Source organism: Leisingera sp. ANG49, assembly GCF_059694505.1.
Map to the genome: position 1 here is coordinate 55851 of NZ_JCATZN010000003.1, position 21048 is coordinate 76898.

Sequence of the window (21048 nt, forward strand, 5' to 3'; positions counted from 1 at the left end):
CGTTTGCCGCATGTGGAACGGGCGCCCCTGTCCGGGCCTCCCGGGCCTGCGGATATTTTCCGCCCGGGTGCAACGGCAACGGTGGCCCGGGCGGCTCTCCCGGGCCGCACGGTGCTTTCCTGTTTCCCTCCGAAAAGGTATCGCGGCCGACCGCCGGCAGCCCCCGCGGCTGCCTTTTCCGTTTGGCACGGCAGCAAACCGGCCTATTACTGGGGCAGCATTTCAACCCGCAGGAGACACACCATGGCCGTTTCATTGCAAGTCATCTACCCCGCCGGTGAGGACAAGACCTTCGACCACGCCTATTACGCAGATGCACATATGCAGATCGTGGACCAGCACATGGGGCCGCATCTGCAGTCGATCGTGGTGACCAAGGGGCTGGCGGGCGGGCCGCACGTGCCCGCGCCGTTCTTTGCCATTGCCACGATGGTCTTTGCCGATCAGTCCGCGCTGGACGCGGCGATGCAGGCGGCGGGGCCTGCGCTGGAAGACATCCCGAATTTCACCGATGTGCAGCCGCAGATCCTGATCGGCGAGGTGATCAAGTGAACAGTTCCGGGCTGACAGCGCAATGCGCCGCCAGCCCGGCCCGGCCAAAACGGCCGGCCACTGTGAGTGGTGTAACAAACGCAGGACGGACGCGTTTGCTGACTGCATAAACGCCTGCGGAAGCACTATCCGTCGCCGCATTTCACTTTTTTGTCTTCTGATCCGCCCGGCCGGATCAGGCTTGGACGGCCGCCTGCCCGGGATCGAACCCGGCTTCGCGCATCAGCGCGTCGGAGCGGTCCTCGACCCGCCGCTCCAGCTGCTCCATGAAGTCATTGCGGCCGATCCCCGGCTCCATCGCCTCCAGGAATTCAACGACCGCCAGGCCGGGCTTGCGGTAGATGCCGGTGCGGGGCCAGAACACGCCCACATTGGTGGCGGCAGGCACGCAGGGCTGCTTCAGCCCCTCGTACAGCACCGCGGTGCCGATCTTGTAGGGCTTCCTGGCGCCGGGGGCGACGCGGGTGCCCTGCGAATAGATGATCAGCTGGCCCGGCTCCTTGGTCTCCTTGGCGACGTCCTTGACCATCTTGGCAATCGCCGCGCCGCGCTTGCCGCGGTTCACCGGCACGCAGCCCAGCCGTTTGGCATAGACGCCGATGACGGGCGTCCACATCAGCTCGCGCTTCATGATGAACCGGGCCGAGGGCACCGCGTTGAAAATGATCATGATGTCCAGAAAGCTCTGATGCTTGGCGGCGATGATCACCTCGCCCGTGGGCACCTGGCCGCGCACTTCGGTGCGGATGCCGACCATCCAGCGCGCGGTCCACAGCGCCCAGCGGGCAAAGCTCTTGCAGGCAATGCGCGCACCCTTGGGGGATGCCAGCGCCCAGGGCGCAAACACGATGCCCAGCACCAGCATTGCCAGATACATCTGCGTGATGAACACCAGCGAGCGCAGCCATTGGATGGGATTTTTCACGACAGTTCCCCCAGACGTTTGGTGGCCGCACGGGTGGTGGCGGCAAAGGCCACCAGCGCCCCCAGCGGCGGGATCAGGAGCGGCACCAGCCAGCCGAACCCCTGGAAGCCGAGGCCGGTGAGGAAGCCGCCCTCATCGGAGGCCTCGGGCATCAGCCAGACCCCGATCATGCCCAGCACCACACCCGCCGCAGCGCCGGTCAGCGCCCGCAGGGTGAAGCGGCGGATGAAGGCCTGGGCGATATAGCTGTCCAGCGCGCCGACCAGCCGCAGCACCTCGATCACCTGGGCGTTGGCGGCCAGCGCCGCATTGGCGGCCAGGGTGATCATCGCGGCGGTGGCGCCGCCGATCAGCAGGATCGACACCCAGGCCAGGCGGCGCAGCGCGCGGGCCGCATCCACCAGCGGCGCCCGCCAGCGGGTGTGGTCGTCCAGCACCGCGCCCGGCACCTCGGCCTGCAGCCGCAGCCGCAGCCCCTGGGCGTCATAGCCCGCATCATCGCCCGTTACCTCGATGAGCTGCGGCAGCGGCAGATCGCCCACCGGCACGCTGGCGCCGAACCAGGGCGCCAGCAGCGCCGCCTGCTCCTCGCCGGTCAGGGCGCGGGCGGTGGCGACGCCAGGGGTCTGGCGCAGGACCTCCAGCGCCGCCTCGGTCTGGGCGGCGCGCTGCGCTTCCGGGGCGTTGATGCGCAGGGTGGCCGCCCGCGCCAGCTCCGAGGCCCACTGGTCCGCCAGCCGCCCCGACGCCATCGACAGCGCCAGCGCAAAGACCGTCAGGAACGCCATCGCGCCGGACACAAACAGGGTCAGCTGGGCGGTGAAGCCGCTCGGCGGCACCACCCGGTCGGCCTGGGCATCGCCCAGGATCAGCTTGCGCAGCCTGCCCTCGCTCATAGGTCCGCCCCCGCCAGCTGCAATTGCCGGTTGGAAATCCGCAGCACCCGCGCCTGCACCTGGTTCTTGGCGGCGCGGATCAGCGACAGGTCATGGGTGGCGACCAGGATGGTCTTGCCCATCCGGTTCAGCTCCACCAGGAGCTGCAGCAGCCGCTGCGACATCTCCCAGTCGACGTTGCCGGTCGGCTCATCGGCGATGATCACATCCGGCGACAGGATCACCGAACGCGCCAGCGCCGCCCGCTGGCGCTCGCCGCCCGACAGCTCCGGCGGCAGCGCAAGGGCGCGCTCGCTGAGGCCGACCCAGTTCAGCAGCTCCTTCAGGTTGGCTTCCTCGTGGCTCAGCTCGCGCCCAGCGACCAGCAGCGGCAGCGCGATGTTCTCGATCACCGGCAGGTGGTCCAGGAACCGGCAGTCCTGATGCACCACGCCGACCCGGCGGCGCAGATAGGCCATCTGGTCGCGGTCCAGCCCGTGCACATCCATGTTGAAGGCGCGCACCCGGCCCGCGGTCGGGTTCAATGCGCCGTAGCAGAGCTTCAGCAGCGTAGTTTTGCCCGCCCCCGACGGGCCGGTCAGAAAATGGAACGAGCCCGGCGCCAGCTGCACCGACACCGCATTCAGCAGCTCGCCGCCGCCGTAGTTGTAGCCCACATTTTCCAGCTCGATCACTGCTGCCCCCTGAACGCGCCTGTTAATTGCGCCCGGCTGTTTTGCCCCAAGGGGCCGGCAGTTTCAATGGGGGCTCTGTTGCAGGGAAACACGGGCCTTTACCGTTGCCGCATTTGCCACTTTCGCCATTTGCAGCGGATGCCTATAATCTCTTGAAAAACAACCTGCCGCCAGCCAGGGCGGCGGGATGGTGCCGAGGAGAGCATGATGCGCCTGACCTGCCCGAATTGCGCAGCCCAGTACGAAGTGCCGGAAGATGTGATCCCGCCGGAGGGGCGCGATGTGCAGTGCTCCAACTGCGGCCAGACCTGGTTCCAGGCGGCAGCAGGCGCGGAGGCTGCGGATGCCGCGGATGCGGCGGCGGACCCTGCACTGGAAAACATCGGCATCGAGGAAGCCTTCGCCCGGGCGGCGGCTGCCGAAGCAGAAGAAAAGGCCAAGGCTGAGCCGGAACAGGAACCTGAGCCTGAGCCTGAGCCTGAGCCTGAGCCTGAGCCTGAGCCTGAGCCTGAAGACAGCGCAGCACCGCCCCCCCGGCAAGACGCCGATTCCGCCCCCCAGGAGGCGCCTGACGCCCCCGCAGCCGCGCCGCAGGAGAGCGCCGCAGAGGATGCGGACGCGCAACCCGCCGCTGATGAAGAGACTGCGGACGGGGAACTTGCGGAGGAGGCGCCTGAACAAGCCCCGCAGCCGCAGCGCGGGCGTTCGCTGGACGCGGCAATGTCCGACATTCTTCGCGAGGAAGCCGCGCGGGAGTCGGAACTGCGGGCGGCGGAAAGCCAGAGCCTGGAAACCCAGCCAGAGCTGGGGCTGGATGAGGCCGCAGCGGCCGAGGACGAGGCCGCCCGGCGCAGCCGCCAGGCCCGCGACCGCATGGCCCGCATGCGCGGCGAGGACCCGCGCCAGCTGGCCGCCGCCGAGAGCGGCTCGCGCAAGGAGCTGCTGCCGGACATCGAGGAAATCAATTCCACCCTGCGCTCTTCCGGCAGCGCGGCGCCCGCGCCGCAGTCTGACCCGGAGGCACTGCCGGTGCGGCGCAAGAGCGGCTTTGCCCGCGGCTTTTCGCTGTCGGTGATTGCGGCGCTGATCCTGCTGATGGTCTATGACAATGCGCCCCTGATCGCCGAGAAGCTGCCGCAGGCGGATCCGGCGCTCAGCAGCTATGTGGAATGGGTCGATCAGGCGCGGCTGTGGCTTGATGGCCAGGTCAAATCCGTGACCGCCACCCAGTAACTATCTCTTTTCAGAAACTGCTGCACGGCAGCCCCGCCGGCATCGCCCGGTGCTGCCGGTGTCAGAACCGGTCCAGCAGCCGCTGCAGGTAGCTGCGCTCCCGCTCGCTGCGCTCCCGCTCGCCGGCCCGGCGGCGGATGTCCTCCAGCAGGTCCCAGGCACGGCGGTAGGCATTGCCCTCGCCCACCTTGCCGCCGCCGTCCACATTGCCGTTGCTGCGGCCCAGCGGGTCGAGCCGGTCGCCCTGCGCGGTGGCAGAGGGCTGCTGCCCGCTCTGCTGCCCCGGCTGCTGCTGCTGCGCCAGCGCCTCGCCCAGGCTACGCATGCCTTCGCGCAGCGCTTCCATGGCATCCGACTGGCGGTCGATGGCTTCGGCATTGTCGCCGCCGCGCAGCGCGTCCTCGGCGCCTTCCATGGCGCGGCCCGCCCGGTCCAGCGCCTCGCGCGCTGCCTCGCCGGCCTCACCGCCCAGATAGGGCAGCCCGTCGCGCTGCTGCTGCAACTGCTGGCGCAGCGCCTGCTGACGGTCCGCCAGCGATCCGCCCTGCCCCGGCTGCTCGCGCCCGTTGCCGCCCTGGCCATCGGGGTTGCGGCTTTCCGCACCCTCGCCGCCCTGGCCGTCGCCGCGGTCGCCGCCCTGGCCGCCCTGATGGCTCTGGCCGCGGCCCAGCCCGCCGTCACGGCCCTCGTTGCCCTGGCTCTCGCCGCTGCGGGCGCCGGGGTTGAACTGCTCCTGCAAATCGCGGAAGGCCTGATCCGACAGCCCCTGCTGCTCGCGCAGGGTCTCTGCCAGCCCCTCCATCGCCTCGCGGCCCTCATTGCCCTGGCCCTGCCCCTGCTGCGAGCGGGTCATCCGCATGTTTTCCATCATCTGCTGGAATTCGCGCAGCGCCTGCTCGGCCTCGGCCATGCGGCCCTGCTCCATCAATTCCTGGATGCGGTCCATCATCGCCTGCAGATCGTCCTGGCTCAGGGTCATCATGTCCTCGGGCATGTCGCCCGGCTCCATCATCTCGCCATTGGCCTCCGCCTGGCGGCTCAGCTGGCGCAGATAGTCCTGGGTCGCCTCGCGCAGCTCCTGCATCAGCCGGGCGATTTCCTGATCGCTGGCGCCGTCGCGCATCGCCTGACTCAGCCGCTCCTGCGCCCGCTGCATCCGCTCCAGCGCGTCGCCGACATCGCCCTCTTCCAGCTGCATCGCCAGATCCCACAGCGCGGCGGCGATCTCCTCCTGCTGCGGCTCCGCGACCGAGCCCTGCACGGTATAGCTTTCCAGCCGCCGCAGGATGGTGCGCAGCCGCAGATAGTCGCCGTAGTCGCGGAACACCCCCACCGGCCGGTGCGACAGCGCCCGGATCACCTGCGCCACCCGCGGCGCATTGGCGCGCGCCCACAACAGGTCGCGGCGCTGTTCGATCACCGCTGCCGCCAGCGGGTCAAAGAAGCGGCGGGTCAGCAGTTCACTGCCAAAGCTTGCAGCGGCCGAAGACTGGCCCGCCTCATCAATGGCCGAGAAGGTGAAAACCACCGGCAGGTTGGCCCAGGGATGCTGGGCAAAATCCTCGATCAGCTTTTCGGTGAACTCCTTGCGCGAGCCGGACAAGGGCAGCGGCAGGTCCAGCACCAGCGCCTCGCGCGGGTCAGGATCCGCAGCCAGCCCGTGGTCGCGATCCACCGCCGCCAGGTCCAGCGTGATCCGAACCTGGCCTGCCGCCACGCCGTAGTCATCGCGCGCCGCAAACCCCAGGCTGGTGAAGCCGTCGTTCTCCAGCGCCGGCTGGCCCGATACCGCCACCTTGGGCGGGTTGTCCGGGATCACCTCCACCTGCCAGCTGCGCCCGCCGCTGCCCTCGATGGCAAAGGTGCCGCTGCGGGCGACGTCGAATTCCATGGCGGTCTGCGGGGCGTCTTCCGCCGCCGCAGCGCCGCCGCGGCGCTGGCCCGAAACCGTTTCGCTCAGCTCCAGCGCGCCCACCTCGCCGTAGAACCGCAGGGTCACGCGGCTGCCTTCGGGCAGCTTCAGAACATCTGCGTCCTGGTCGTTCAGATACAGCACCGGCAGCCGGGTATAGGCGGGCGGCTCCGCCCAGCCCTCCCACGCGGGTCCGTTGAGCGCGGTCCTGCCGCCCGAGCCCAGATCCCTGACGGAGGCCACATGCCAGACCGAGCCGAACAGCACCGCCACCGCCAGCAGCAGCCCCGCCATGTAGCGCAAAGCGTAGGGGTCATAGGAGGCAATGTTCAGATCGGGGGGCGGCGCCTTGGCCTTGGCGGCGGCCGCCGCCATCCGGCGCTGGTGCGCCTGCCACAGCGCGGCAGAGGCGGCATCTTCCGCGCCTATGGCCTGGGTATCCAGGAGCGCGGCGACCGGCCGGCCCGGCAGGGTCTGATCCAGGCGCTCCAGCGCCGCGGCCTTGCTGGGCCAGCGGAACCGCCATGCGCCCCAGCCCAGCGCCGCTGTGGCGGCAATCAGCACCGCCATCGCGCCGGTCCAGACCAGCCGCTCCGGCAGCATCTGGTGCAGCCCCAGCATCAGCGCCGCCAGCGCCGCCATCAGCACCGAGGCCAGCGGCCAGAAGCTGCGCAGGGCCCGCTCCGCCACCATCCCGGCCTGCGTCAGGCCCAGCGGCCAGCGCAGATGTTTCAGGACCGGATCGGCCTGCCGGTCAGTACGGCGGTCAAAGGGCATACGGGCCTCATCCTCTGGTGGCCCGCGCCGGATCGCGCCCGGATCGCTTCAGAGCCACTCCGGGATGGTATCGCGGTTTATCATCTCTTCATAGTCCGGCCGCCGGCGAATAACCGCGAATTGATCCCCGTGCACAAGCACTTCGGGGATCAGCGGGCGGGAATTGTATTCGCTGGCCATCACCGCGCCATAGGCGCCCGCACTGCGGAAGGAGACCAGATCACCCGCAGCCAGCGGCGGCAGGTCGCGCTGCTTGGCGAAGGTATCGCCGGTCTCGCAGACCGGGCCGACAATGTCATAGGGCTGGCTTTCCACGCCTGCCTCGGGTTCCTGCACGGGGATGATGTCGTGATGCGCCTCATACATTGCCGGGCGGATCAGGTCGTTCATCGCCGCATCCAGGATCAGGAAATCACGCCCCTCGCCCGACTTCACATAGATCACCTTGCTGACCAGCTGACCCGCATTTCCCGCGATCAGGCGGCCGGGTTCAATCTCGATCTCGCAGCCGAGGTGGCCGAGGGTCTCCTTGACCATCTGACCGTATTCCACCGGCAGCGGCGGCGCGGTGTTGGAGCGCTCATAGGGAATGCCCAGACCGCCGCCGAGGTCCAGGCGGCGGATATCGTGGCCGTCGGCGCGCAGGGTTCCGGTCAGCTCCGCCACCTTCTGGTAGGCCAGCCGGAAGGGCTCCAGATCGGTCAGCTGCGAACCGATATGGACGTCGATCCCCACCACTTCCAGCCCCGGCAGCGCAGCGGCGCGGGCATAGACCTCGCGGGCGCGGGCAATCGGGATGCCGAACTTGTTCTCGGATTTGCCGGTGGCGATCTTGGCGTGGGTCTTGGCGTCCACATCCGGATTGACCCGGATGGTGATGGGGGCCTTGGTGCCAAGCTCCTGCGCCACGGCGCTGATCACTTCCATCTCCGGCTCGGATTCCACGTTGAACTGGCGGATGCTGCCGGTCAGGGCCACGCGGATTTCCTCTGCCGTCTTGCCGACGCCGGAAAACACGATCCTGTCGCCCGGCACGCCCGCCGCCTTGGCGCGCAGGTATTCGCCCTGGCTGACCACATCCATGCCCGCGCCGGCCTGCGCCAGGGTCTTCAGGATCGCCTGGTTGGAGGCCGCCTTCATCGCAAAGCAGACCAGGTGGTCGGTGCCCTCCAGCGCCTCGTCGAACAGGCGGAAATGGCGCAGCAGGGTGGCGGTGGAATAGACATAGAACGGGGTGCCCACCGCCGCGGCGATCTCGGAGATGGGAACGTCTTCGGCGCAGAGCGCGCCGTCACGGTAGAGAAAATGGTCCATGCCCCCGCGTTTAGGGCAAAAGGGGCAGATGGATCAAATGATTCCGGCTTAGGCCGCGCAGCTGCAACAAAGCAGCGCTCCCGCCCGCCGCAGACGCATCAAAGATGCGCCCGCGCCCGTTGGGCCAAGCGCCGCGCTGCCGCGCGGCGGGGTTCGGGTATTCGGGCACAGAAGAAGCGCAACATGTCTCTTCTTCTTTGCAAAAATACTCACTGCGCGGCGGCCGCGGCAAACGCGGCGCACATGGTGTTGCGCAACCGGCGTACGCCCCTGTCACCGCATCTTAAGCCCGGACTGGCATAGTAAGCCCTGATCGCGGTCACCCGCCGGGCCTGACACCCCCGGCACCCAGGAACAGGGCCCTTTGGCAAGGGCGCGCAGAGACAACGTTCAGCGTGCGGGAGGAACCTCCCGTCCCGCCTCCGCCCCTTGGCGGCGCCGCCACTCCTAACTGCTGATGGACAGCATGTCAGATACGGAACGCACCGAAGCAGGCAGCAACCGGACGGGACACAAGCCCGGGCCGGCCAATGCCCGTGTCTGCTAGAACGTGGTGGACACCCCAACCCGGCCATGGCCGGAGATCTTCACCCCGGTTGCAGCGGGTTCGTGCTTTTGCGGCGGGTTGGCCGCCGGGGCGCCGGTATCGCAGGCCGCGAGGCCCAAAACCGCCAGAACAACAAGAGCTGCTTTCATCGCAATATCCTTGAAATCAAAACCGTCCCGGCGTTGCCGCGGGACGGCTTGGAAGTGGTGGTTCGGCAGCGCCGCATCAAGGGCGCGGGGCTGCTAGAAGCCCAGAAAGACGCTGACCGGCCCCTTGTGCAGGCCCACGGCACCGCCGACATGGACACCGCCGCCGCCGGCACTGACACCGGCGTTCAGGGTCGGCTGCACCGGCTCGCCATCAGCGCCGCAGGCCGCCAGAACCGCCAGCCCCAGCAAAGCAAAGATCATGTTGCGCATTGTCTGCCTCCTTGCCGCACAGCGGCCTTCAACGGGCGGCTCCCGCCGGTCGCCCTGGCGGGATCAGCCCGCCAGGATGTCCTGCCAGCGGGCGATCTGCGCGCGCACCTGGGCGGGCGCGGTGCCGCCGTAGGACATGCGCGAGTTTACCGAGTTTTCGACGCCGAGCACAGAGAAGATGTCCTCTGTGATGCCTTCGTGAACGCCCTGCATGTCCGCCAGCGACAGGTCCGGCAGGTCGCAGCCGCGGCTTTCGGCCATGGCCACCAGGGTGCCGGTGACGTGGTGGGCGTCGCGGAACGGCACCTTCAGCACCCGCACCAGCCAGTCAGCCAGGTCGGTGGCCGTGGAGAAGCCGGAGCCCGCCGCGGCGGCCAGGCTCTCGCGGTTGCCGGTCATGTCCTTGACCATGCCCTCCATCGCCGCCAGCGCCAGCATCCAGTTGTCGGCGGCGTCAAACACCTGTTCCTTGTCTTCCTGCATGTCCTTGGAATAGGCCAGCGGCAGCCCCTTCATCACCATCATCAGCGCGGTGTTGGCGCCGAAGATCCGGCCCACCTTGGCGCGGATCAGTTCCGCCGCGTCCGGGTTCTTCTTCTGCGGCATGATCGACGAGCCGGTGGAGAAGCGGTCGCTGAGCGTCACGAAGCGGAACTGGGCCGAGGACCAGATCACCAGTTCCTCGGCAAAGCGGGAAAGATGCACGGCGCTGATCGAGGCGGTGCTCAGGAACTCCAGCGCGAAGTCGCGGTCGGAGACCGCATCCAGCGAGTTGGCCGCCGGGCGGTCGAAGCCCAGCGCCGATGCCGTCATCTCCCGGTCGATCGGGAAGGAGGTGCCGGCCAGTGCTGCGGCGCCCAGCGGCGATTCGTTCATCCGCGCGCGGGCGTCGCGCACGCGAGACAAATCGCGGCCGAACATCTCGACATAGGCCATCATGTGGTGGCCCCAGGTGACCGGCTGCGCGGTCTGCAGATGGGTGAAGCCCGGCATCACCCAGTCGGCGCCGGCCTCGGCCTGCGACAGAAGCGCGCGGATCAGCGCCAGCAGGCCCGATTCCGCCGCGTCCAGCTGGTCGCGCACCCAAAGTTTGAAATCGGTCGCTACCTGGTCATTGCGGCTGCGGCCCGTGTGCAGGCGGCCTGCGGGCTCGCCGATGATCTCTTTCAGGCGGGCCTCCACATTCATGTGGATGTCTTCCAGCGCGGTGGAAAACTGGAAGGTTCCTCCCTCGATCTCTGACAAAACGGTGAGCAGCCCTTCCCGAATGGCCGCGGCATCATTATCCGTAATGACGCCTGTGGCGGCGAGCATCGCCGCATGGGCCCTGGAGCCGGCAATGTCTTGCGCCGCCATCCGCTTGTCGAACCCGATCGAGGCATTGATCGCCTCCATGATCGCGTCCGGGCCAGCGGCAAAGCGGCCGCCCCACATCTGGTTCGAGGATTGATCTGTCATGGTGGAATCCCGGAGATAATATGCGTCTGTTTCGTCAGCTTTCCCTTTATATGGCCCTGACCTTGGGTGCAAATGCCGCGGCAGCGGCGGATCAGGCGCAGCTGGAAGCGCTGCGCGACGGCTCGATGAAGAAGCTGGTGGTGCATGCCGAGCCGAAACCGGTGTCCGCTGCCGCGTTTGATCTCGCCGACGGCGAGGGCACCGCGACCCTGGCGGATTACCAGGGCAAGATTGTTCTGCTGAACTTCTGGGCCACCTGGTGCGCCCCCTGCCGCAAGGAAATGCCGCAGCTGGAAGAGCTGCAGCAGGAGTTCGGCGGCGAGGATTTCCAGGTGCTGACCATCGCCACCGGGCGCAATTCTCCGGCGGGCATCCAGAAATTCTTTGACGAGAATGGCATCAACAGCCTGCCCCGCCACCAGGACCCGAAACAGGCGCTGGCGCGGGAGATGGCGGTGATCGGCCTGCCGATCACGGTGCTCTTGGACCGCGACGGCAACGAGGTGGCGCGGCTGCTGGGCGATGCCGAGTGGAACTCGGACAGCGCCAAGGAGATTGTGCAGGCTATGATCGCCTCAAAGTAGCTTGCGCTTGAAAATCGAATGAGTAGCTTGGGGCCGGAATACTGGCCCCAGGAGACTATTTTGAAAAAGCACTTTCTAAAGACTGCATTGACCACAGCTGCATTTCTTTCAATTTCCGTCGGCGCTTGGGCAGAAGAGATTTTGCTTGAAGGCTTTCGACCCAAACTCACCATTCATTCCGATGAACGTTTAAAGGGCGGCGTTAAAAGAGAGTTCGGCTACTTCAAAAAAAATGCTGACTTCTATGGTGCCCTGTATGTCAACTTGCAAGAAGACATAGCCGCCGAGTTTTGGAACGCCCCAAACATGGCGATGGCCAAGCAAAGCGCCAAGAAATCTTGTGTCCTGAAATCCCAAGATCCCTCTCTTTGCAAACTTTACGCAACCGTTGCCCCCAAGCACCCGGCAACCGGAGAGGGTATCACTCTGAGCCAAACCGGGAACCGCTACTTCAAAAAGTACCAGCAGAGACAAAAAGCCGGCAAATATGGTGCCTTCGCAACGTCCGGTTACGGAGCGCCTGGGTATAGCTGGGGATATGCTTCTGAAATCGAAGCGAAAACGTCAGCTATACGGGCCTGCGAATCAAAAGTCGAACAGATGAACAGTGATACTTCTGCGCATATCGTTCGGAATGTCATTGAAGCAAAAGACCTCACTTGTCGAATAATACATGTGACCAAGTCATAACAGCAGCAGGGACTGACCCGGCAGACATTCGCACTACCCTTAAACCGAGGGGCGCCCGCACAGGGTGCCCGGCTGTAAGGTGGAGAGAGCAATGAAACCTGTTGTGTTACTGATCGGAAAGCTGCCGCATGTGATCGGCAATGTGGCCGAGCAGCTGGATCATCTGCCGATCCAATGGCTTGGCGCGCACGACCATTCCGAGGTCGTGCGCCAGCTGGAGACCGAACCGCGCATCACCTGCGTGATCATGGGGGCCGGGCTGGACGACCAGATCCGGGGCGACCTGATCGGCATCATCGCGTCGCTGCGTCCGGACGTCTGCATCCACCTCAAGGACCGCGCCTCGGGGCCGGAAGGGCTGGTGCCCTTCGTCGAACGGGTGGTGCAGATGGAAGTGCTGCCGCAATACCACCGCACGGTCATGGCGCCGGACTAGGCGGCGGTCTCCTTCACCCATCCGCTTGACCCCACGCCACCTTTGACAGCTTTCCGGCGGGCCGCCAGTCTGCCCGCAGGAGGACATGATGCCGCTGGAACTGCTGCTGGCCCTGGTCGCGGGCGGGATATCCGGAATTGCCATACTACTGCACCTGACCGGGCGCTCCCGTCCGGCCGTTCTGACCGCCGCCGGCGCCCGCTCCGCCTGGCAGCGCCACTTTCCCGATGACAGCGTTGTCAACGTGCTGCCCGCCGCCAGCGGCCAGGCGGCGCTGGTGCTGGCCGAGGGCGGCCCCGGATTGCTCTGGGCCTTTGGCGCCGACACCGTTGGCCGCCAACTGGCCGCCGGCCAGGTTCGCGAGACCGGCACCGGGCTGCGCTTTGAGTTCAATGACTTCGCCGCCCCCGGCCTCTCCCTCGCCTTGCCGGAAAGCGAGCGGCAGCAGTGGATGGCGCTGATCAAACCCCAAGCAGAGGCCCCATGACCGGACAGGTTTCCTACCCTGACGCGACCCAGCTGGCGGTGCCGTTCTTCATCGCCGCGATCCTGGCCGAATTCCTGTGGATCGCCCTGAAGAAACGCGGCGGCCGGTATGAGACCCGCGATGCGGTCACCTCCCTCATCATGGGTGCGGGCAGCGTCGCCGAGGGGCTGCTGCTGGGCTTCATCGCCTGGGGCTTCCTGATGACCCTGTGGCAGCTGACACCGCTGGACATGGGCACCTCTGTCTGGGTGGTGCTGGCGTGTTTTGTACTGGACGACCTGCGCTATTACTGGGTGCACCGCTTGGGCCACCGGGTGCGCTGGGTCTGGGCGTCGCACGTGAATCATCACTCCAGCCAGCACTACAATCTGACCACCGCGCTGCGGCAGACCTGGACCGGCACCTTCACCTTCATGATGGTGGTGAAGGCACCGATGGTTCTCTTGGGGTTCCATCCCGCGCTGGTGCTGTTCTGCGGCGGGCTCAACCTGATCTACCAGTTCTGGATCCACACTGAGGCGGTCCGCCGCCTGCCCCGCTGGTTCGAGGCGGTGATGAACACCCCCAGCCACCACCGCGCCCACCACGGCCGAAACGCGCGTTATCTGGACTGCAACTATGCCGGCGTGTTCATCATCTGGGACAGGATCTTCGGCACCTTCGTGCCGGAACAGGACCACGACCGCCCCGACTACGGGCTGGTCCACAACATCGCCACCTTCAACCCGCTGCGGGTCGCCTTCCATGAATGGGCCGGAATTTTCAGGGACATGGCCCAGCCCGGCCTGACCCTGAAGCAGCGGCTGCTCTATGCCTTTGCGCCGCCCGGCTACAGCCATGACGGCAGCCGCGACACCTCTGCCGGGATCAAGGCCGCGCATCTGGCCCGCCACCCGGAGGACGCGGGCACCCCTGGCTTCGGCGGCTGACCAGCGGCCCTGCGGCAGCCGGATCGTTCAAATTTGATCTTTAATCCCGTCTCAACCCTTTTGCGGCAACCTGCGGGGAGCATCATACTGTCCCCAACTTTGCGGCAAACAGGGCTCCAGCAGCACATGAACAAACGAAACGCCAAGGCAGATATTCCCGAAGGGGCCGATAGCCCGCTGAATGCGGCGGTGGCCGGACGCGACCGCTCGACGCTGGACATGGTGGAAGACGCCGTGCGGCACAATCAGACTGTGCTGGCCTACCAGCCCGTCATGCAGGCAATGGCGCCGCATGGTGTCGCCTTTTACGAGGGCTACATCCGGGTGCTGGACCCCACCGGCCGGGTGATCCCCGCCCGTGAATTCATGCATGTGGTCGAGGACAAGGAAATCGGCCGCGAGTTGGACTGCCTGGCGCTGCAGCACGGGCTGAAGGCGCTGGAAAAATACCCGCAGGTGCGCCTGTCGGTGAACATGTCGGCCCGCTCCATCGGCTACCGGCGCTGGCAAAAGGTGCTGGACCGCTTCCTGAACCGTGATGCCAGCCTGGCCGAACGGCTGGTGCTGGAAATCACCGAAGCCTCCGCCATGGCGGCGCCGGAACTGGTGATCGACTTCATGGACCGGATGCAGAAGCACGGGATTGCTTTTGCGCTCGACAATTTCGGCGCCAGCACCACCGCGATCGGCCATTTCCGCCAGTTCTTCTTTGACGCGGTCAAGATCGACGGCCAGTTCGTGCGCGGCATTCACGCTAGCCACGACAACCAGGCGGTGGTCCGCGCGCTGATCGGCATTGCCAAACAGTTCGACATGTTCGTCGTGGCAGAATCGGTCGAAAGCCAGGCGGACGCGGAGTTCCTGGTGGAAAACGGCGTCGACTGCCTGCAGGGCTACCTGTTCGGCGCCCCCTCTGTCACCCCGCCCTGGATCGAAGAGATGAAGCGGCAGGAAGCCGGCTGACCCCCAAGCGTACTGCCGCCTGCAAGGCGCGGCAGCGCCGCCGCCGCCCCTGTGCGGAGGGGGCCGCCTGGGGTATCCGGTGTTGCGGCGGCCTTCCGCCTGCCGGTTCCAGACCCTGGCAGCAAGGCGGCTGCAATTGGCGCCCGCACAGCAAAAGCCTCAGCATCCGGCCTGCCTGCCCGCATTTGCCCCAGTCTTTTCAACGGCTTTGCCGGCGCCGCCGGGGCTGCCCCGCAGCGGGCAGCATTGCTGCCTTGCAGCATCACCGCCCCCGGCTGACGGAAATCCTGCCGTTCTGGACGTATCTCGCGGTTGACTCTGCCGCACCCCCTGAGACACGCTGTCAATTGCTGCACGTGCAGCAATAGATTATGTCGGGACCCGGAGTGACCGGGAAAGATTCTTGCGCGGACGCCTGTCCAGGCGTGTGCCCAGGCTTTCCCGGAAGACCTGAATTGATGGCAGAGGACCAGAAATCAATGACCAATGTTGTAATCGCATCCGCCGCGCGCACCGCCGTCGGCTCCTTTGGCGGCTCGTTCGCCAACACCCCTGCCCATGACCTGGGCGCCGCGGTGCTGGAAGCCGTGGTGGAACGCGCCGGCGTGGACAAATCCGAAGTGTCCGAAACCATCCTGGGCCAGGTGCTGACCGCGGCGCAGGGCCAGAACCCGGCCCGCCAGGCCCACATCAACGCGGGCCTGCCCAAGGAAAGCGCTGCCTGGGGCATCAACCAGGTCTGCGGTTCTGGCCTGCGCGCCGTTGCGCTGGGTGCGCAGCACATCCAGCTGGGCGATGCCTCCATCGTGGCGGCCGGCGGCCAGGAGAACATGACCCTGAGCCCCCATGCTGCGCATCTGCGTGCCGGCCAGAAGATGGGCGACATGAAGTACATCGACACCATGATCCGCGACGGCCTGTGGGATGCCTTCAACGGCTACCACATGGGCCAGACCGCCGAGAACGTGGCCGAGCAGTGGCAGATCTCCCGCGATATGCAGGACGAATTCGCCGTTGCCTCGCAGAACAAGGCGGAAGCGGCGCAGAAGGCGGGCAAGTTCGCCGATGAGATCGCGGCCTTCACCGTCAAGCACCGCAAGGGTGAGACCGTGGTGGACCAGGACGAATACATCCGTCACGGCGCCACCATCGAGGCGATGCAGAAGCTGCGCCCGGCCTTCGCCAAGGACGGCTCGGTCACCGCGGCCAACGCCTCCGGCCTCAATGACGGCGCCGCCGCCACCCTGCTGATGAGCGCTGACGAAGCCGAGCGCCGCGGCATCGAGCCGCTGGCCCGCATCGCCTCCTACGCCACTGCAGGTTTGGACCCGTCGATCATGGGCGTCGGCCCGGTCTATGCCTCGCGCAAGGCGCTGGAGAAGGCCGGCTGGTCGGTCAATGACCTGGACCTGGTCGAAGCCAACGAAGCCTTTGCCGCCCAGGCCTGCGCGGTCAACAAGGACATGGGCTGGGATCCGTCGATCGTGAACGTGAACGGCGGCGCGATTGCCATCGGCCACCCGATCGGCGCCTCCGGCTGCCGGGTGCTGAATACCCTCTTGTTCGAAATGAAACGCCGCGGCGCCAAAAAGGGCCTCGCCACCCTTTGCATCGGCGGCGGCATGGGCGTTGCGATGTGCGTTGAGCGCCCGTAACCGGCGCAAAACCGCAAAAAGTGAAGGACGCCCTCGCGGCGTCCTTTTTCTTTTACAATCAAAGGCTATACTGCAACTGCAGCAAGACCTGCGCGGCGGGTGCGACAATTTTCACGCGGCACCGCAGAAATTCCCTGCGCAATATTGTTGCTCCCCCGCAGTGAAAACTGTAGCAAGATTACCAAGTGACCAATACTGGAGGATTCTCGAATGGCACGTACTGCACTCGTCACCGGCGGTTCCCGCGGCATCGGCGCAGCAATTTCCCAGGCGCTGAAGGCGCAGGGCTGCAATGTGGCTGCGACCTATGCCGGCAATGACGAAGCCGCGGCAAAATTCACCGAGGAAACCGGCATCAAGACCTACAAGTGGAACGTCGGCAGCTATGAGGACAGCGCTGCAGGCATCGCCAAGGTCGAAGAGGAAATGGGCCCGATCGACATCGTGGTGGCCAACGCCGGCATCACCCGCGACGCGCCGTTCCACAAGATGACGCCGCAGCAGTGGCAGGAAGTGATCGACACCAACCTGACCGGCGTGTTCAACACCGTGCACCCGATCTGGCCCGGCATGCGCGAGCGCAAGTTCGGCCGCGTCATCGTGATCTCCTCGATCAACGGCCAGAAGGGCCAGTTCGCGCAGGTGAACTATGCCGCCACCAAGGCCGGCGATCTGGGCATCGTGAAGTCGCTGGCCCAGGAAGGCGCCCGCGCCGGCATCACCGCCAACGCGGTCTGCCCCGGCTATATCGCCACCGAAATGGTGATGGCGGTGCCGGAGAAGGTGCGTGAATCGATCATCGGCCAGATCCCGGCCGGCCGTCTGGGCGAGCCGGAAGAGATCGCCCGCTGCGTGGCCTTCCTGGCTTCCGACGACTCGGGCTTCATCAACGGCTCGACCATCTCCGCCAACGGCGCGCAGTTCTTCGTCTGATCCTTTACATCAGCGGAAACGGCAAGGGCCGGTCCATCTGGACCGGCCCTTTTCCCATCCCGTAAGTGCCTCTTTCTCGAAATCAGAGCGCGCTCAGGTCCAGCGGGAAACCTTGGGGCGGAGGGCTGGCACCGGCTTCTTGCCGAACAGCCAGGTCCAGGCCCGTTTCAGCACCTGGCCGCGTTCGGCGTGGGCGCGGGCCATGGCGGACTTCACCGCGGCATCAGCAGAATATTCCAGCATTTCAGGCCTCCTTTCGGATCAGTATCCTTTACCTGCACCCAATATGAGGACGTTCCGTCAATCGCACAAACGAGACTTTGCAGAGCTTCAGTTAAGGTATACTTATGTGACTATGACTGATCGCCTGCCGCCCCTCACCGCTCTGCGCGCCTTTGATGCTGCTGCCCGCCACATGTCCTTTGCCAAGGCGGCGGAGGAGCTGAACGTGACCCCTGCGGCGCTGTCCTTTCAGATCAAGTCGCTGGAGGAGCATCTGGGCCAGCCGCTGTTCCGCCGCCTGAACCGGGCGGTGGAGCTGACCGAGGCGGGCAAGACGCTGGCGCCCGGCGCCGCCGAAGGGTTCGAGGCGCTGACCGCTGCCTGGCGCTCTGTGCGGCGGCTGCAGGACAACACCACGCTGACGGTGACGGCCGGGCCGGGGCTGACGGCGAAATGGCTGGCGCCGCGGCTGTATGAATTTGCCCGCGCCCATCCGGAGATCGACCTGCGGTTCTCCGCCACCCTGCGGATGCTGGATTTTGTCCGCGATGACGTCGATGTGGCGATCCGGTTCGGCTATGGCCCGGATGAGGGGCTGTATGTGCTGCCGGTGCCGCCGGAATGGGTGACGCCGGTGATGTCGCCGGAGCTGGCCGAGCGCTACACCACGCCGGAAAGCCTGATGCAGGCGCCGCTGATCTTTGACGAATCCATCGACTTTCTCGACCCGCCCTGCGACTGGCCGGCCTGGTTCCGCACCCAGGGCATCAATTTCACCCCCACCCACGGCTCGCATTTTTCGCAAGCCGACCACGCGATTGATGCCGCGGTTGCGGGCGCCGGCGTGGCGCTGGGGCGGCGCGGCATGGCAATCACCGATCTGCACGCGGGCCGCCTGGTGGCGCCGTTCAAGACCGCGATCGAGACCAAGGCGCATTTCCGGTTCCTCTGCGCGCCGGGCACCGAAAACCGGCCGCAGATCGCAGCGTTCCGCGACTGGTTTGTTGCCGAGATCGAAAAAACAGCCTACGTCTCGGAGGCTTTCGAGATCATTCCAGTTGAGGACATCCCGCCGCCATGACCAAGACCCGCGCGACCGCCATCGGCTTTATCGCTGTTCTGTTGTGGTCGCTGCTGGCGCTGCTGACGGTGGGGTCGGAGCCTGCCCCGCCGCTGTTGCTGAATGCGCTGTGTTTCACCGTCGGCGGCACCCTGGGGATGATCTGGACCGCGGCAGCGGGCAAGCTGAAGCAGCTGCGCCATGTGCCCATCAGGGTCTACATCTTCGGCACGCTGGGGCTGTTCGGCTATCACGCGCTCTATTTCTCGGCGCTGCGGCTGGCACCGGCGGCGGAGGCCGGGCTGATCGCCTATCTGTGGCCGCTGCTGATCGTGCTGTTTTCCGGCCTGCTGCCCGGCGAGCGGCTGAAAGCGGGGCATCTGATCGGGGCCGGCCTGGGCTTTGCCGGGGCGGCCACCATCATTTCCGGCGGCGGCGAGGGGTTTCAGGCGCAGTATCTGCCGGGCTACGGGCTGGCGCTGCTGTGCGCGCTCACGTGGTCCGGCTATTCGGTGCTGTCGCGGCTGGTGGGCGGGGCGCCGACCAGTTCGGTTGCGGTGTTCTGCCTGGCCACTGCGGCGGCCTCCTGGAGGCTGCATTTCGCGCTGGAGGAAACGGTCTGGCCCGCGGGCACGCTGGGCTGGGTCTCGACCCTGCTGCTGGGCCTCGGGCCTGTCGGGCTGGCGTTCTACGTCTGGGACATCGGCGTCAAGCAGGGCGACATCCAGATGCTGGGAACCAGCTCCTACGCCGCGCCCTTGCTGTCGACGCTGATCCTGGTGCTGGCAGGGATTGCCGCGGCCTCCTGGGGGCTGGCGCTGGCGGCGGCGCTGATCACCGGCGGGGCGCTGATTGCGGCGCGGGCCAGCGCCGGCAAGTAGCCACGGAATGCCCCCTGAAATGAAAGGAGGGCCGCCGCGCCGGCAGGCCCTCCGTACTACTGTGCCGGGTTATCCGTCCCGGCGGGAACTCTTCAAACTGCTTCAGCAGTCAGGCGCTCAATCTCTTCCTTAAGCTTGAGCTTTTGCTTTTTCATTGCTGCGATTTCCAGATCGTCGCTACTGGGGTGTCGTTGGGCCTGTTCCACTTCCATGCTCAGATGCTCGTGCTTCTTCTTAAGTTCGGTCAGATGCGAGCTGAGGCTCATGGCAACCCTCCTTTTTTGAGCTAGATGTGTTTGACTTAAAGAGTGGAGCACATGTTCACGCATCTGTCACGCTGCAGCCGCACAATTTTTGTCATGAAATTTTCATATCGGCTATGCGCCGCGCATTTTGCCGCAGGGCAGAGCGCGTTTATGCAGAAACCTGCACATTTGGATTCTCCAAAGGTTGAATCCGGCGCGCGCCGCCCCTAAATTTGCGCCGCCGGGAAACCCGCCCTAACCCGGCCAGGGCAAGGCGGCGCCGTCGCGCAGAACCGCGCGGATTTCGGGGCGGTAGCTCTCTCCGTCACGCTCATGCCGGGCGCCTTCATGCAGAATCAGCGGCGCGTGCAGCCGGAAATCCGCCCGCCCGCCCTTGCGCGCGCGCAGGATCAGCAGCTCAGCCGCGCGGGCCTCGCGCGGCGCCAGCGGCAGCACCTCCACGGATCCCAGGACGCCGCTGCAGCCCGCCAGCATGTCCGGCAGCCGGTCGGCGCGCTGGATCATGTGCAGGTATCCTTTGGGCCCAAGGCGGCGGGCGGCGGCGGCGATCCAGTCCGCCAGCGGCGTGCCCTCCCCCAGGGCCACCTTACGGCCGTCGTCGCGGGCCGGGCTGTGGGCGCCGGCCTTGTAATAGGGCGGATTGGCGATGACGTGGTGGAACTGGCGCTGCTTCAAGGCCTCCGGCAGGGCCGCAAGGTCGGCCTCGAAAACCTCCGCATCCTGACTGTTGGCCGCAGCGTTGCGGCGGGCCAGATCGGCATAGGGCGCCTGCAGCTCCACCCCGGCCAGCGCCAGCCCCGGCACCCGCGCGCCCAGGCACAGAAGCGCCTGCCCCGCGCCGCAGCCGAGCTCCAGCACGGCCTCCCCTGCCCGCGCGGGAACAGCGGCCGCCAGCAGCACCGGGTCGACGCCGGCGCGGTAGCCGCGCGCGGGCTGCCACAGCTGCACCCTGCCGCCAAGGAAACCGTTGCAGCTCAGCTGGTCTTCGGGGAACCCGCTCATCGTCCCAGCGGAATTTCGTTGTCGCGCATCACCACCAGGGCGTCGTCGTAGTCATCCTCGTGAACCATCAGACGGCGCGGAAAAATTCCGATCCCGCCTTCCAGGATGCTCATATTTACGTCCATTTGAAAGCAGTCTATATCCTCTCCCTCAAGGAGGGCGGAGGCAAAGGCCATGATCGTCGGATCGGTGCTGCGCAGAAGCTCTTTCATGGGGATGGATCTAAGGGCAAG

General features: G+C 66.2%; 24 protein-coding genes. 12 read left to right on the forward strand and 12 right to left on the reverse strand.

Going from position 1 to position 21048, the window contains the following annotated elements:
• Positions 1-243 precede the first annotated feature (243 nt).
• Positions 244-552: an EthD family reductase gene (locus AC58NV_RS10580; RefSeq protein WP_497227098.1), complete on the forward strand. Its 309-nt coding sequence runs from the start codon at positions 244-246 to the stop codon at positions 550-552.
• A gap of 175 nt (positions 553-727) precedes the next feature.
• On the opposite strand, the gene AC58NV_RS10585 is transcribed toward AC58NV_RS10580, so the two are convergent.
• Genes AC58NV_RS10585 through AC58NV_RS10595 form a run of 3 tightly spaced genes read right to left on the reverse strand, consistent with a single transcriptional unit; the run spans position 728 to position 3047 of the window.
• Complete coding sequence (locus AC58NV_RS10585; RefSeq protein WP_366661371.1) at positions 728-1477, reverse strand: lysophospholipid acyltransferase family protein; 750 nt, start codon at positions 1475-1477, stop codon at positions 728-730.
• Positions 1474-2373 carry a cell division protein FtsX gene (locus AC58NV_RS10590; protein ID WP_497227099.1) on the reverse strand — a complete coding sequence of 300 codons (900 nt, stop codon included), beginning with the start codon at positions 2371-2373 and terminating at the stop codon, positions 1474-1476. Before AC58NV_RS10590 ends, AC58NV_RS10585 begins: the two co-directional genes overlap by 4 nt.
• Complete coding sequence (locus tag AC58NV_RS10595) at positions 2370-3047, reverse strand: cell division ATP-binding protein FtsE (protein ID WP_497227100.1); 678 nt, start codon at positions 3045-3047, stop codon at positions 2370-2372. Before AC58NV_RS10595 ends, AC58NV_RS10590 begins: the two co-directional genes overlap by 4 nt.
• Positions 3048-3254: 207 nt before the next feature.
• Here AC58NV_RS10595 and AC58NV_RS10600 point away from each other — a divergent pair, with 207 nt between their 5' ends.
• On the forward strand, positions 3255-4280 hold the full coding sequence (locus AC58NV_RS10600; protein ID WP_497227101.1) for a zinc-ribbon domain-containing protein: 1026 nt from the start codon (positions 3255-3257) through the stop codon (positions 4278-4280).
• Positions 4281-4341: 61 nt separating this feature from the next.
• Here the strand turns inward: AC58NV_RS10600 and AC58NV_RS10605 are convergent, their stop codons facing one another.
• The 5 genes from AC58NV_RS10605 to argH all read right to left on the reverse strand — a co-directional run bounded on the left by AC58NV_RS10605 (position 4342) and on the right by argH (position 10707).
• Entirely contained in the window at positions 4342-6969 is a 2628-nt protein-coding gene (locus tag AC58NV_RS10605) for a TIGR02302 family protein (RefSeq protein ID WP_497227102.1), read from the reverse strand.
• 48 nt (positions 6970-7017) lie between these two features.
• Positions 7018-8283 (reverse strand): diaminopimelate decarboxylase, encoded by a 1266-nt coding sequence (lysA, locus tag AC58NV_RS10610; protein ID WP_497227103.1) that lies wholly within the window; start codon positions 8281-8283, stop codon positions 7018-7020.
• Positions 8284-8826: 543 nt separating this feature from the next.
• Positions 8827-8979, reverse strand: coding sequence for a hypothetical protein (locus AC58NV_RS10615; protein WP_497227104.1), 153 nt, complete (start codon positions 8977-8979; stop codon positions 8827-8829).
• A gap of 93 nt (positions 8980-9072) precedes the next feature.
• Positions 9073-9249 carry a hypothetical protein gene (locus AC58NV_RS10620; protein ID WP_366661365.1) on the reverse strand — a complete coding sequence of 59 codons (177 nt, stop codon included), beginning with the start codon at positions 9247-9249 and terminating at the stop codon, positions 9073-9075.
• A gap of 63 nt (positions 9250-9312) precedes the next feature.
• Positions 9313-10707, reverse strand: a complete 1395-nt coding sequence (gene argH, locus AC58NV_RS10625) for an argininosuccinate lyase (RefSeq protein ID WP_497227105.1) — start codon at positions 10705-10707, stop codon at positions 9313-9315.
• A gap of 20 nt (positions 10708-10727) precedes the next feature.
• On the opposite strand from argH, the gene AC58NV_RS10630 reads away from it, so the two are divergent.
• The 8 genes from AC58NV_RS10630 (at position 10728) to phbB (ending at position 17384) form a co-directional block, all read left to right on the forward strand.
• The gene (locus tag AC58NV_RS10630) at positions 10728-11291 is read left to right on the forward strand and encodes a TlpA disulfide reductase family protein (RefSeq protein ID WP_497227106.1); all 564 of its coding nucleotides are present in this window, start codon (positions 10728-10730) and stop codon (positions 11289-11291) included.
• 60 nt (positions 11292-11351) lie between these two features.
• Complete coding sequence (locus AC58NV_RS10635) at positions 11352-11981, forward strand: hypothetical protein (RefSeq protein WP_497227107.1); 630 nt, start codon at positions 11352-11354, stop codon at positions 11979-11981.
• A 91-nt stretch (positions 11982-12072) separates the two neighbouring features.
• Positions 12073-12417 (forward strand): hypothetical protein, encoded by a 345-nt coding sequence (locus AC58NV_RS10640; RefSeq protein ID WP_497227108.1) that lies wholly within the window; start codon positions 12073-12075, stop codon positions 12415-12417.
• 88 nt (positions 12418-12505) lie between these two features.
• Complete coding sequence (locus AC58NV_RS10645; protein WP_497227109.1) at positions 12506-12904, forward strand: hypothetical protein; 399 nt, start codon at positions 12506-12508, stop codon at positions 12902-12904.
• Positions 12901-13833 carry a sterol desaturase family protein gene (locus AC58NV_RS10650; protein WP_497227110.1) on the forward strand — a complete coding sequence of 311 codons (933 nt, stop codon included), beginning with the start codon at positions 12901-12903 and terminating at the stop codon, positions 13831-13833. The genes AC58NV_RS10645 and AC58NV_RS10650 overlap by 4 nt, the downstream gene beginning before the upstream one ends.
• 126 nt (positions 13834-13959) lie before the next feature.
• Positions 13960-14796: an EAL domain-containing protein gene (locus AC58NV_RS10655; protein ID WP_497227111.1), complete on the forward strand. Its 837-nt coding sequence runs from the start codon at positions 13960-13962 to the stop codon at positions 14794-14796.
• A gap of 479 nt (positions 14797-15275) precedes the next feature.
• Entirely contained in the window at positions 15276-16451 is a 1176-nt protein-coding gene (locus tag AC58NV_RS10660; RefSeq protein WP_497227112.1) for an acetyl-CoA C-acetyltransferase, read from the forward strand.
• 210 nt (positions 16452-16661) lie between these two features.
• Positions 16662-17384: an acetoacetyl-CoA reductase gene (phbB, locus tag AC58NV_RS10665; RefSeq protein WP_366661356.1), complete on the forward strand. Its 723-nt coding sequence runs from the start codon at positions 16662-16664 to the stop codon at positions 17382-17384.
• A gap of 93 nt (positions 17385-17477) precedes the next feature.
• Here phbB and AC58NV_RS10670 read toward each other — a convergent pair whose 3' ends face one another.
• On the reverse strand, positions 17478-17627 hold the full coding sequence (locus tag AC58NV_RS10670) for a hypothetical protein (RefSeq protein ID WP_497227113.1): 150 nt from the start codon (positions 17625-17627) through the stop codon (positions 17478-17480).
• Between the two features lie 112 nt (positions 17628-17739).
• On the opposite strand from AC58NV_RS10670, the gene AC58NV_RS10675 reads away from it, so the two are divergent.
• Together AC58NV_RS10675 and yddG are read left to right on the forward strand one after the other, a co-directional pair.
• Positions 17740-18687: a transcriptional regulator GcvA gene (locus AC58NV_RS10675; protein ID WP_497227648.1), complete on the forward strand. Its 948-nt coding sequence runs from the start codon at positions 17740-17742 to the stop codon at positions 18685-18687.
• The gene (yddG, locus tag AC58NV_RS10680) at positions 18684-19547 is read left to right on the forward strand and encodes an aromatic amino acid exporter YddG (protein WP_497227114.1); all 864 of its coding nucleotides are present in this window, start codon (positions 18684-18686) and stop codon (positions 19545-19547) included. The genes AC58NV_RS10675 and yddG overlap by 4 nt, the downstream gene beginning before the upstream one ends.
• 92 nt (positions 19548-19639) lie before the next feature.
• On the opposite strand, the gene AC58NV_RS10685 is transcribed toward yddG, so the two are convergent.
• From AC58NV_RS10685 to AC58NV_RS10695, 3 genes are all read right to left on the reverse strand, one after another.
• Complete coding sequence (locus tag AC58NV_RS10685) at positions 19640-19813, reverse strand: YdcH family protein (protein WP_366661352.1); 174 nt, start codon at positions 19811-19813, stop codon at positions 19640-19642.
• A gap of 234 nt (positions 19814-20047) precedes the next feature.
• Positions 20048-20815 (reverse strand): tRNA1(Val) (adenine(37)-N6)-methyltransferase, encoded by a 768-nt coding sequence (locus AC58NV_RS10690; RefSeq protein ID WP_497227115.1) that lies wholly within the window; start codon positions 20813-20815, stop codon positions 20048-20050.
• Positions 20812-21027 (reverse strand): putative signal transducing protein, encoded by a 216-nt coding sequence (locus AC58NV_RS10695; protein ID WP_019297107.1) that lies wholly within the window; start codon positions 21025-21027, stop codon positions 20812-20814. The genes AC58NV_RS10690 and AC58NV_RS10695 overlap by 4 nt, the downstream gene beginning before the upstream one ends.
• Positions 21028-21048 lie beyond the last annotated feature (21 nt).